Origin of the sequence: Flagellimonas aquimarina (assembly GCF_003149745.1) — a bacterium.
GTDB classification, from domain to species: domain Bacteria; phylum Bacteroidota; class Bacteroidia; order Flavobacteriales; family Flavobacteriaceae; genus Flagellimonas; species Flagellimonas aquimarina.
Genome location: NZ_QGEG01000001.1, coordinates 1,253,820 through 1,266,684 on the forward strand (window position 1 = coordinate 1,253,820; position 12,865 = coordinate 1,266,684).

Genomic DNA, 12,865 nt, shown 5'->3' on the forward strand with positions numbered 1-12,865 from the left:
GTGAAAAATATTTCAATATATAATTTAAAGTGTCTTGCCACGGTTTTTACCGTGGCAATCCTTTTTATGGGCTGTGGGGACAATTATGAAAGAGTAGGTGAAGAAGCGGTCAAGCCTATTTTTCCGCAGGGAGTCGCTCAAAACTTTACACTTACTTATACAGAAACCGAAAAGGAAATGAGCAGTGAAGATTTGACCGGTTCTAAGATAATAGCCATTCTTACCAGTCCGATCACGGAAGATTTTGACAATCAAAACTTTAAGTTTCGTACCTTTCCTAAAGGACTTAAGGTGGATTTTTTTGACGAGAAAAATCAGAAAAGCGTTATTACCGCTGATTATGGCATTGTTTACTCGCAAACGAACTTAATAGACCTGCAAGGCAACGTTGTCATAGAAAGTCATGATGGGAAAAAACTGGAAACTCCTCAACTGTTTTATGATAGAACCAATAACTGGATTTTTACAGAGGAGGTCTTTACCTACACAAACCCAGAAGATGGTACGGTAATGGACGGAGAAGGAATGGATTTCAATAAGGACTTTAGTTTCTTCAATGCGCACAAAACCTATGGTCTTATGACCATTAAAGAAAAAGATTAACATGATAAAGTTTTTAAGGTATACAGAGTATTTATATTTGGCTGTAGCGGTTATTTCAGTTTATAAGATTGCCACATTGTGGAGTGTGAACCCCAAGGAAACCTACATTTTTATATTTTTTGCGGTAGTTTCCATCGGCATGTTTCTTTTTAGGAGAAAATATCGTCAACGTTTTGAACAACGAAAAAAGAATAAGCAACAATAGTGTTATTGGATTCTTCTATAATCATCATAATTCTTTCATTGCTATTTTCGGCATTCTTTTCTGGAATGGAAATTGCCTTTATTTCTGCCAACAGAATTCATATTGAAATTGAAAAAAAGCAGGAGGGATTCTTTGCTAAGATACTAACGTGGCTTACAGAGAAACCATCCAAGTTCATTGCAACCATGCTTATCGGTAATAATATTGCACTGGTTATTTACGGATTTTTCATGGGTGATGTGTTAATGGAGTGGTTTAAAAAACTTGTTCCTACTTCCTACGAATTTTTAAACGCTCTGCTTACAGATTTCAGTCTACTTTCTCAAACAGTTATTTCTACTTTAATAATCTTGGTGACGGCTGAGTTCTTGCCAAAGGTTCTTTTTCAAATATATTCCAACACACTTTTAAAGGTATTTGCTGTTCCAGCATACTTTTTTTATCTATTATTCTCGCTCATTTCTTGGTTTGTAATTAAGATTTCAGATTTTGTGCTTCGTGTTTTCTTCAAGACAGAGGGAGATGAAGTTCAATTTGCGTTTACAAAACTGGAATTAGGAGATTACATTACGGAACAAATGGAAACCGTTGAAGAAGAAGATGAAGTGGACTCGGAGATTCAAATATTTCAGAACGCCTTGGAGTTTTCTGCAGTTAAAGCACGCGAAGTAATGGTGCCAAGAACTGAAATTACAGCGGTAGAAATAGATGAGACCCCTAAAAACCTAGCTAAATTGTTTTCAGAAACGGGTTATTCCAAAATATTGATTTACAAAGAAAGCATAGATGAGATTATTGGGTATGTACATTCATATGAGCTCTTTAAAAAACCCAAAACGATTAAAAATATTCTACTGCCAGTAGAGTTTGTCCCAGAAACCATGCTGATTCAAGATATACTTAATGTGCTTACCAAGAAACGCAAAAGTATTGCAGTGGTTTTAGATGAGTACGGCGGAACTTCCGGTATAATGACGGTCGAAGATATTGTTGAAGAGCTGTTTGGGGAAATTGAGGATGAACATGACTCCACGGACCTTTATGAAGAGCAGTTAAGTGAGAATGTATTTAAGTTTTCTGCCCGTCTAGAAGTAGACTATATTAATGAAAACTACAAATTAGAGTTGGAAGAAAGTGATGAGTATGAAACCCTGGGCGGATTGATCATGAACGAAACAGGTGAAATACCAGAACAGGATTCAGAGATAAAGATTGATAATTTTTTATTTCATATTCTAGAAGTGTCCAATACCAAAATAGACTTGGTTACCGTGCATGTTCTTGCTGAAGATTAACAACTTCCATTCTTTTTTTAGCTTTCCTAATTGAAAAGAAAATGGTATTTTCGCCCACTGAAATTATAGAAAACAAGCAGTAAAATGGCAATATTAGAGAATATTAGAAAACGAACAACAGTGCTAATTTTGATTATTGGTCTGGCGTTGTTTGCATTTGTAATATCGGGAGTCTTTACCAGCAATGACTTTGCAGGAACCAAAGTAGGCTCTTCAGTAGCGGAAGTAAATGGTGATGATATATCCATTGACGATTTTAGAAAAGAAGTTGAGAACGCTTCAAGAAGATTTGGCCCAAGTCTTTCCTCTACGCAGCTGGTAAATAGAGTATATGACCAGGAAATTAGAAAGGCCATCTTAGGACAGCAGTTCGAAGACCTTGGAATTGATGTTGAGAGCGATCAGATTATAGAATTTGTAAAAACGTCCGGATATGCTCAAGTACCAGATTTTCAAGATGAAAATGGCTTTTTCAATGCTGAGGTTTTCAAAAGTGCAATTGCAGACTGGAAAGTAAACGATCCTTTGCGTTATGATGCTTGGTTACAAGATGAGAAAACCATAATTCAATCCGCTAAAGAACGTTTGTATTTTAACCTAATAAAAGGAGGCGTTGGCGCTACACTTTCAGAAGGCGCATTCGATTATAAAATGGCCAATGAAAAGGTAGATGTTCAGTATGTTCGTGTACCATACACATCAATTGCAGATAGTACTATACAAGTTTCTAAAAACGAGATACAAGCATACATAGATCAGCACAAAGAAGATTTTAAACAAGAAAAAGCAAGGGATATTCGTTTTGTGTACTTTGAGGAAAAAGCTTCGGGTGAAGATGAAAATGCCATAGAAGAGGCGGTTACTGCCCTTTTAAATGATACTGTGGAGTATTCTGAGGAAAATGATGCTACAGATACCATTGCCGGTTTTAGAAACACTACTGATATGGCAGCTTTCTTGGACAGAAATTCAGATGCCAAGTTTGATACCATATTTAAGGCTAAAAAAGATTTGCCTTCTTCAGTTGCAGATACATTGATTGCTTTGAACGTAGGTGAGATTTACGGACCATACCGTGATGGGAATTTCTTCAAGGTTTCCAAAATGATGGATAGAAAGTCCAACGGAACCGTGAAGGCAAGTCATATACTTTTTACATACGAAGGCGCTGAAAGAGCTAATCCAAGTATTACCAGAACTAAGGAAGAGGCGGAAGCAAAAGCCAAAGAGATATTGGCAGAGGCAAAAAAAGAAGACGCCGTATTCACCACCTTGGCAAGGGATAACTCAGATGGACCCTCTGCGCCAAGAGGAGGGGACTTAGGGTATTTTCAAGAAGGTGTTATGGCAGATGAGTTTAATGACTTTTGTTTTGCAAATGAAGTAGGTACAGTAGGTTTGGTAGAGACCCAATTTGGATTTCATATCATCAAAGTAGATGATAAACAGGACATTGTACAAGTGGCAACACTTTCTAGAGAGATTGAGCCGTCTGAAGAAACCATCAATACCTTGTTTACAGATGCAACAAAGTTTGAAATGTCGGTAACGGATGCAGAGCCTGAAGATTTTGGAGATATAGCAAAAGAAGGCAGTTATACTATTAGACCTGTTAATAAGGTTAAGGAGATGGACGAGAACCTTCCTGGACTCTCAGCACAGCGAGGCATTGTACAATGGGCATTTAATGATGATACCAAAGTAGGTGACATCAAAAGGTTTAACATTAACAATGGTTATGCTGTTGTACAGCTTACAAAAAAGTACAAGGAAGGCCTTATGACTCCAGAAGATGCTTCCGCGATCGCATTGCCAAGAATTAGAAAAGAACAGAAGGCAGCACAAATTATTAGTGCTAATCAAGGCAAGGCAATGGATGTATTGGCAAAAGACAATAATGTAACAGTTTCTAACGCGTCTTCATTAACAATGAAGTCACCGACAATTCCTGGAGCAGGAAGAGAACCGCTAGTTGTAGGTACTGCTTTTGCCTTAGACCAAGATGCTACTTCTACATTGATTCAGGGTGAGACTGGCGTATTTTTATTAAAAGTCATAAAAAAGGAGGAAGCTCCTAAAATTGAAAATTTTAGCACATATGCCAATACAATTAAGAACAACGCTGCAAATGGTGTTAACTTAGGAGTGTACAATGCCCTAAAAGAAGGTGCCGAGATAGAAGATAAACGTTCTACGTTCTATTAATTCTCAAATAGAGATTAGATATATAAAAGCCCCATTATGGGGCTTTTTTTTATAAGGTTCAATGTTCTTGTTGCGCTTTTACCAATTCTCTAATGGGAATGCCATCAATTAAAACATCTTTCAATACCGCATCTCCATTTTTCACATTTACCAAAGCATAAGTTGTTTTAGTAGTGTCACTTTGGGATGCTCTATAGGTAAGTTCAGCATCATACGCTTTGGACTCTTCCATATAAAATCTGTCAAACGGATAATTTACGGTCAATTCGGTAGTTTCAAAAGAAGTTATAAATCCCACTTCCGCTTTGACAAAATCTTCATTTTGGCCCCGTTTTTCTTTTGAAATAGATTTTATTTTAGCAAAACCATCTATATCTTCTGTAATGGAAACATAAATTGTCTCTCCACGGACCCAATCGTGTTCGTGAGGAATTTTCACTGTATTGTTGTCATAATTCAAAACAATATATTTTCCTCTAAATGGGTCGCTGGGGTCAATGGGTGCAGTTTTAAACTTATACTCTACCCCATTATCCAATACATCTTCTTTGTCCCATATCATTTTGGTTGGCACGTATAGCTGTGCCAATGCAACAAGAACGAACAGGGGAAACAATATTTTTTTATTCTTCATTTACTTTTCTTTTTTTGAGCATCCAGTAATTTGAAGCAAAGAACCCAATGCCAATAGCAACAAATAAGATTCCTCGTGTAACAAAACTCAGATCTGTATCAAAAAACCTGCAAGCAATTAAAATCGTAATTATGATGAGACCGTAGTTTAACAGGCCCAGATGGTTTTGTTTGGCACCTTCCCTAATTGACAATAGCCCTAGGGCGAAAACGTAAAAATTGATTAGGACAACAGCAATTGGAAGAGATAATCCTATGAAAAATGCCACAATAAAGAGAATAAACATTGGTGCTAAAGGTTTAATGTCGCTCCAGGATCTATTTCTTTTATAGAAATATAGAAGCACTCCAGCAAGTATTGAAATTATGGCCGAAACAAGAAATTCAGGCGTTGAAAGCATCTCACTGAACAGGAAGTCTTTTCTTCTCAAATCTTCCCAAAAACCATCAAAACTGAGTATAAAAAGTAATATAAGGGATCCAAGGGATCCAATTGTCGTATAACCGTTGTTCCTTGTTTTTTGTTGGCTAAAAAAGTCTAGATTCCCTATTATATAAAACAGCCCAAACAAGCTAAAATAACCTATGAACATTAGCTCTTCTGCTGTATTCGCCAATGTTCCAAGAACTATTGTTAAAGACAAAGGAACCAACCAATTATGAAAAACCATAAAATTGCTTTTTGGGCTTTTCTTGTACAATAGGTAATAGAAGGGTAAGATGGCCAAAAGCAACAACCAGTAGAGGTATGATTCTGATGAGGGGTAGGACCAGTAACTTGTTTCACAAGCATAGTAGGTTATCCCCATTAAAAAAAGCAAAGAAGCTACAGAAGACCTCATAATGTATGCTATGGGAAGACAAATCAGCATCCATGTCAACAAAAAGGAGCTCAAGTCTCCAGATATATTGTAAATCTGACTTACCAGAGATATGCAGGCTCCAACTCCAAAAAACAAAAGGGTGCTACCGCTTTCTCTCCAAGCCACGCTATCTTGTTTTTTTATTAAAACATATCCGCAGATAATCTGAGCGGCCACTAGTGGTAAAAAGGCAAAGAATGTCTTAGTGTTTTTAGAGAGCTCGTCCCAATTGTGTGCTATGATTAGGATAACCCCAAGGCCAACTAAAATTGCCCCTAATATTCCGAAGACAACAAAAAGCCGATTGGTAGATGAACTGCCTTTGTTTTTATAATAGTTTTTAATGTCATCGGCTGTTTCTTCTGTTATGATATCAGCCTTTACAAGGTTTGGTAAATCCTTAAGAATGCTCATTTCTCTGCTTAGTTTTACCAGCTAGTCACAATCGCTAAAAAATACTATGTATAGTTCAGTTAGAGTATTAGCTTATTTAATGGAAATATAGTAAAACTGTGGAACAATGGCTAGCAGGCAATTACATCAATGAAATTGCACTTTCCAAATAGGTATACCTGCACAACATTGTTGTCTAAAGCTCGGAAATAAAAAGTGGAAGAATCACATTGGGTACTAAATCCACCAAGAAATGTGCAATTATGTTAGCTTTTAAATCTCGTTTTTTCCAATATGAAAACGCTAGAATTCCACCTATTATAAAGGAAATTATTATTCCGGCAGCACCTTGAGAATAGTGTAACAATGCAAAGATTACCAATGGAATAAGAAAATAGGCATACCAGCTTCCAGTCCATTTTTCAATACGCTCCATGACATAGCCCCTGTAACATATTTCTTCAACCACACCTGCCCGCAAAACGACCAGTGTCCATGCCCAAAGTGAAACTGATTTGTATTTACCACCTTCATCTCCGCCAACAGGAATCCCTGCCAAACTTAAGACCCAAGCTAAAAATATGAGTACAGCACAGGAAATCAGGGTTAAAGCTAGAGCCAAAAGTATAGATTTGCCCCAATGTTTACCGTGAAGACCAATAGAGGCCAATGTTTGCTTTTCACCTTTGTAGATCAGTAGTATAAGAACGGTGGTAATTGCAAAGACCAATAGCTCTTTTACAACAATGAACTTATCCGTGTACATTTCAGGTGCAAGTTCTCCGGCAATATAAATAACCAATGGGGGTCCAAAAAGTGCAATTAGCAATCCTAGTATTGTAATGCGAGGTATAGATTTTAATGCTTTCATCATTGTTGTTTTTTGACCAAAACTAAATCGTAAGATGAACGCGTTCGACCTTTATCAGGAAGTAGTACTTATTTATTTAAATTTTTAAATTCAGAGGGTGTAATGCCATTTGCTCTTTTAAATGCCTTGCTAAAAGCTGATTTTGTATTAAAACCACTATCATAGGCAATGCCCAAAAGAGAAAAGTTTTTATATGCGGGATTATTGATCTTATGCTTTACTTCCTCAACACGGTAAGAATTGATGAAATGGAAAAAGTTTGTTTGGTATTTTTCATTTATCACCTGGGATAATTGTTTTTGATGGATGTCCAACATACTGGCTAATTTTAAAATTGATAAATGGCCATCCAAAAAGGGTTTTTCTGTTTTCATTAATTCCACAAGTCTTTTTTGTATTTGCAGAGCTTCTTCATTGGTCACTGTAGAGTTTTTGTACTTCTTGGTTTGTTGCAGCTGATCTGAAGGATAGATTATTTTCCGCTGTATTGCGTGAAACAATAAATAGAATGGAAGCAAAGCCATACTAGCATAAAAAAGATAGGCCTTGGATTCAATTGAGAAAATAGAAAGTATATCACTTAAAATAATACTCAATACAATTAATATAGAGATAAACAACAGTGCATATAGGACGACCTGTAACCACTTAAAATCGATGCCTTCAAGGTAGGAGAATGATTTTGGAATGGTGCTTTGATAACGACGCAAGGTCAAAGAAGAAACTATTATGTAGGTTAAAAACATAGCATGTATTGAAATCTCTAAAAAAAGTAGAATTGGATTTGGATCATAGAAAATTGCTTTTATTTCCTCATAACTTAAATTCGGGTTTTCAATTTTTAGAAGGTAAAAAAGGTAGGCTGTGAAGAATAGATAGGGGGCAAAATGTAGCAGGTGCTTCATTTTTAAAGTTGGTTTCTCTGAAATTGATGTAATGACGTAGAGATAAATCATAGGCCCATGTAAAAATATAAGTGTGGCATCAAAACCAAAAAGGTAAGGCCTTGATTGGTATAGCCCTTCCAAAGTTGCTAGAACCCCACCTAGGTTTAAAGCCAGTATAAACATCCATATAGACAGAATACGGCTGGGTAATGAAGCCTTTCGCTGAAAAAGTAGAACCAGTGCAAAAAATATGGCCTGGACAATACCTAAAATGAGTAAACTACTCATAATGAAGAGTTAGGGTTAAAAAATTTAATTTATATACAATTAATTTAACTACAAGTTTTGAAATAATAATCCAGATCAAAGAACCATTTCTGAAAAGGAGAAAATGACTTCAAATCCTTTGGATTTAAAATAGCTGGGTGTTTTTTCGTTTCCAGTGACCATGATGAAATCTCCACCCCATGCTCCTAAACTCTTCATGCTTCCTATATAGTCTGGAAAAAGTTTAGATTTTATGGTTTGCATACCCAACACGTCAGATAAGATTTCTTCATGTTCCTGCATCAAAGATTCGAAAGCTGAGAGTGACGAAGAAGTAGCCATTTTTTTTGTGATGGCAGAAATGTCTTCAAGTAGGTTTTCTATATTGGACTGTTGTTGACGATATGCGGCAATAGCGGTCTTGCTACTTTGTTTTTGGTTGAGATAAACAAAGTAGATTGAATTTTTAAAGGATGGGTCAAAGGATACTTCTTCAACTTTAGGAACATCGTTCTCCAATTGATAGAAAATAGGTCTGCTATGTTGCGCACAGGCAATATCATAACCACTGCCTCCAAAGGCCTTCCGTAATAATTGATAAGCATCTACTTGAGCCCATTGTGCAATGTTGTTTATGAGCGTTGAGGAAGTTCCCAGTCCCCATAATCTAGGAAACGTTAAATGTGTTTCAACATTGAACCCATTGGTACTATGTAAAAATTTTGGGTTTTGAAATTTGGCTTCGGATAATAAATTGGTCAGTGTTTTAGCGACTGTATTTTCAGAAGCGGAAATTATTTCTAGATTTTCCAACTTAAAGCTTCCGCTAAACCAAATGCTGCCTTTTTCGTCAAAACTTGTCCATTCTAACAATCCTTCAGAATTGGAAGAGGTCACTTTTAAAGATTGTCCATATTTAGTAGGTACGGCCAGCCCAAGTGCACCATCTAAAATGGCATACTCTCCAGAGAGCAATAATTTCCCGTTGCTGTAGTATTCCTGTTGCATTATTTGGACTGAATCTTTTCCAAAGCTTCTTTCACCGAAGCATTGGTAACCGTATTGTCCTTAAAGTAATCCACAAGCTGCAATTTTTCACTTTCTGTAGCTCCCATTTGATTGAGCATGTTCAACAAGTGCATTTTCATATGTCCTTTTTGGATACCTGTGGTAACCAAGGAACGAACCGCTGCAAAGTTTTGTGCTAACCCAGCTACGGCAACAATCTGCATTAATTCTTTAGCAGTTGGATTTTGAAGAATCTCCAAAGCTAGTTTTACCAAAGGGTGAAGCGAGGTCAATCCGCCAACAGTACCTAAAGCCAATGGAATTTCAATCCAAAACTTAAAGGTATCACCTTCAATGCTTGCATGCGTTAAACTAGAATAGTTGCCATCTTTGGCAGCATAGGCATGAACTCCGGCTTCTACAGCTCTAAAGTCGTTTCCGGTGGCTAGCACAACGGCATCAACACCGTTCATAATACCTTTATTATGGGTAACTGCCCTATATGGCTCAGCCTGTGCTATGGCCACAGCTTGTAACATTTTTTGGGCAAATTCCTCTGAAGGAACATTATCCCCATTTAATTCTTGAATTGGACAACTCACTTCTGCCCTTACCAAACAATTGGGCACATAATTGGATAGGATGCCCATTATAACCTCAATGGCTTTTTCATCTTCTGTGAAATCATGATAAGAACTTGCCTTTTCCTTTAATGTTTTGGCAAATTGTTCCAAACAAGAATTAATAAAGTTGGCACCCATTGCATCAAGGGTCTCAAAAGTGCAGTGTAACTGATGATACCCATCAATTTTGTCGCTTAAATCCCTAAGCTGAATATCATTAATGCCCCCTCCACGTTTTTCCATGCTTTTGGTGATGGAAGCAGTATTGCTGTAAAGTTCAGACTTTATTTCATTAAAAAATTGTCTCAATTTTTCAGTTCTTCCGCTAAATATAAAATGGACCTGACCTACTTTTTCCGTACCTAGTATTTCCGTTTTAAAACCTCCTCGGCTTAACCAAAACTTTGCAGCTTTGCTTGCTGCAGCCACCACAGAACTTTCCTCAATGGCCATGGGAATGGCATATAACTTGTCGTTGATCAAAAAATTGGGGGCAATTGCAAAAGGCAGGTAATAATTGGAAATAGTATTTTCTATAAACTCATCATGTAGCTTTTGAATTGCTGAATCAGTATTCCAATACCGCTCCAGTAACTGTTTTGATTTTTCTGGGTTCTGGGTGTAATTAGCTGCTATCCAATCGATTTTTTCACTTTTGGAAAGTTTGGAAAATCCTTCAACAGGAGTGTTCATAGTGCTTGGTTAAAGGGTTCAAATATAAGGATAATGCAACTTTTGGACTTTGTGGCTGAGGTATTCAGGTCCAATTCTTGTTACAATTGTAACACTAAAGTTTAGATTTTAAATAAATATTAGTAAACTTGATAGTTTTTAATCAATTTTTAACTTCAATGAGGAAACCATTTCTCCTATTCCTGTTCGTTTTCGGATTTTTAACCTTCTCGATAGCCCAAAAGAAAAAAATAACCCTAGAAGAAATTTGGGGGGGTGAATTTAGAACCGAGTACATGGATGTACTCAGGTCCATGAAAAATGGAAAACAATACACCATTCTAAATTTTAATCGTTCACCAAGGTCCAGTAGCTTGGATAAATACGATTATGAAACTCAAGAAAAAGTAGAAACCATAGTAACCTCCTCAAATGAGGTACCTTTCTTCAGCTCTTATACATTTAGTGAAGACGAGTCTAAAATTGTTTTGGCTACGGAAATAGAGCCAATTTTTAGACATTCGCGGTTGGGAATTTATTATGTGTATGATGTAGCCACCAAAAATATTACAAAGGTTTCTGATACTAAGGTTCAGGAACCTTTGTTGTCTCCGGACGGTTCTAGTGTTGCATATGTTTTGGATAACAATCTTTTTGTTCTTGATATTGCTTCTAAGACAACAAAACAGATTACTGTAGATGGTAAAAAAGGCAGTATTATCAATGGAGTAACAGATTGGGTGTACGAAGAAGAATTTGCATTTGTTCGTGCATTTGAGTGGAACAGCAATGGGACCAAAATTGCTTTTCTCCGTTTTGATGAAACCAATGTGCCTCTTTATGCAATGGATGTATATGGGCAGAATCTGTATCCGTTCCAACAAGAGTTTAAATATCCAAAGGCAGGTGAAGAAAATGCAAAAGTATCCTTACATATGTATGATGTGGCTTCTGGTATAACTTCAAATGTAGATTTAGGAGAAGTGCAATATGTGCCAAGGATAAAATGGATGAACGATCCAAGTTATTTAAGTGTGCAAACCATAAACCGCCATCAAAATCATTTAAAATTGCATGCGGTCAACGCAACGGACAATTCCGTTTCTGTATTACTAGAAGAAAAAGATGATGCCTATGTGGACATTACGGATAACTTGACCTTTTTGGCTGATGATAGTTTTATATGGACAAGTGAAATGGATGGTTACAATCACATTTATTTATATGGTAGAGATGGAAAGCTTAAAAATCAAATCACCAAAGGGGAATGGGAAGTAACCAATTATTATGGTTATGACAAAAAAGCCAATAAGATATATTATCAATCCGTGGAAAACGGTTCTATTAATAGAGATGTGTACAGCATCAGCAGCACTGGGAAAAATAAAAAGCGTCTGACTTTAAGAGAAGGAACCAACGCTGCAGATTTTAGTGCGGACTATACCTATTTCATAAACACATTTTCAAGTGCCATAATGCCTTATGAGTTTACATTGCACAAAGCATCCAATGGGAAAAAACTGAAGGATATCAAAAACAACTCGGTCCTGGACAACAAATTAGAGGGTTACGAATTGTCTCCGAAAGAGTTCTCCACCATAAACATCAACGGGAATGATTTAAACATGTATATGGTTAAACCTGCCAATTTTGATGAAAGTAAAAAATACCCGCTTCTTATGTTCCAGTATAGTGGTCCAGGCTCTCAGCAAGTGGCCAACCGTTGGTTTGGCAGCAATGACTATTGGCATCAAATGTTGGCATCTGAAGGGTATATTGTTGCCTGTGTAGATGGACGAGGAACGGGATTAAAAGGGCGTGATTTTAAAAAGGTCACCTATATGAATTTGGTGAAACATGAAACGGAAGATCAAATTGCCGCAGCTAAAAAGTTAAGCAACCTTCCTTACATTGATGAAAACCGCACTGGGATTTGGGGATGGAGTTATGGAGGCCATATGAGTACAAACTGTCTCTTAAAGGGGAATGATACATTTGAAATGGCCATTGCAGTGGCTCCGGTAACTTCTTGGCGTTTTTATGACACCATCTATACGGAGCGTTTTATGCGCACGCCGGCAGAAAACCCTGGAGGATATGATGATAATTCACCTTTTAATTATCCTGAGCTTTTAAAGGGAAAGTATTTATTGGTGCATGGCTCTGGAGATGACAATGTGCATGTACAGAACTCCATGCGTATGATTGAAGCTCTAGTGCAGGCCAACAAGGACTTTGAATGGGCAATTTACCCAGACAAGAACCATGGGATTTATGGCGGAAACACAAGACTTCATTTGTTTTCCAAAATGACCAAGTTCGTAAAAGAAAATTTGTAAC

10 protein-coding genes are annotated in these 12,865 nt (G+C 36.9%); 4 read left to right on the top strand and 6 right to left on the bottom strand.

The genetic code is table 11. From position 1 onward, the window contains the following. From lptC to DKG77_RS05775, 3 genes are all read left to right on the top strand, one after another. A complete protein-coding gene (gene lptC / locus DKG77_RS05760; protein WP_109661048.1) occupies nt 1–603 on the top strand; it encodes an LPS export ABC transporter periplasmic protein LptC in 603 nt (200 codons plus the stop codon). A 210-nt stretch (nt 604–813) separates the two neighbouring features. Next, the gene (locus tag DKG77_RS05770; RefSeq protein WP_109661465.1) at nt 814–2,103 is read left to right on the top strand and encodes a hemolysin family protein; all 1,290 of its coding nucleotides are present in this window, start codon (nt 814–816) and stop codon (nt 2,101–2,103) included. A gap of 84 nt (nt 2,104–2,187) precedes the next feature. Then, complete coding sequence (locus tag DKG77_RS05775) at nt 2,188–4,308, top strand: peptidylprolyl isomerase (RefSeq protein ID WP_109661052.1); 2,121 nt, start codon at nt 2,188–2,190, stop codon at nt 4,306–4,308. 58 nt (nt 4,309–4,366) lie between these two features. Here the strand turns inward: DKG77_RS05775 and DKG77_RS05780 are convergent, their stop codons facing one another. From DKG77_RS05780 to DKG77_RS05805, 6 genes are all read right to left on the bottom strand, one after another. Beyond that, complete coding sequence (locus DKG77_RS05780) at nt 4,367–4,942, bottom strand: GDYXXLXY domain-containing protein (RefSeq protein ID WP_109661054.1); 576 nt, start codon at nt 4,940–4,942, stop codon at nt 4,367–4,369. After that, the gene (locus tag DKG77_RS05785; protein WP_109661056.1) at nt 4,932–6,218 is read right to left on the bottom strand and encodes a DUF2157 domain-containing protein; all 1,287 of its coding nucleotides are present in this window, start codon (nt 6,216–6,218) and stop codon (nt 4,932–4,934) included. Before DKG77_RS05785 ends, DKG77_RS05780 begins: the two co-directional genes overlap by 11 nt. Before the next feature lie 175 nt (nt 6,219–6,393). Next, nucleotides 6,394–7,071: a CPBP family intramembrane glutamic endopeptidase gene (locus tag DKG77_RS05790; protein WP_109661058.1), complete on the bottom strand. Its 678-nt coding sequence runs from the start codon at nt 7,069–7,071 to the stop codon at nt 6,394–6,396. A 65-nt stretch (nt 7,072–7,136) separates the two neighbouring features. Continuing rightward, nucleotides 7,137–8,243, bottom strand: a complete 1,107-nt coding sequence (locus DKG77_RS05795; protein WP_109661060.1) for a helix-turn-helix domain-containing protein — start codon at nt 8,241–8,243, stop codon at nt 7,137–7,139. 75 nt (nt 8,244–8,318) lie between these two features. Continuing rightward, nucleotides 8,319–9,230, bottom strand: coding sequence for a GYDIA family GHMP kinase (locus DKG77_RS05800; protein WP_109661062.1), 912 nt, complete (start codon nt 9,228–9,230; stop codon nt 8,319–8,321). Continuing rightward, nucleotides 9,230–10,546, bottom strand: a complete 1,317-nt coding sequence (locus tag DKG77_RS05805) for a hydroxymethylglutaryl-CoA reductase, degradative (protein WP_109661064.1) — start codon at nt 10,544–10,546, stop codon at nt 9,230–9,232. Before DKG77_RS05805 ends, DKG77_RS05800 begins: the two co-directional genes overlap by 1 nt. A gap of 158 nt (nt 10,547–10,704) precedes the next feature. Between DKG77_RS05805 and DKG77_RS05810 the strand changes: the two genes are divergently transcribed. Next, the gene (locus DKG77_RS05810) at nt 10,705–12,864 is read left to right on the top strand and encodes a S9 family peptidase (protein ID WP_109661066.1); all 2,160 of its coding nucleotides are present in this window, start codon (nt 10,705–10,707) and stop codon (nt 12,862–12,864) included. The last annotated feature ends 1 nt before the right edge of the window (nt 12,865 follow it).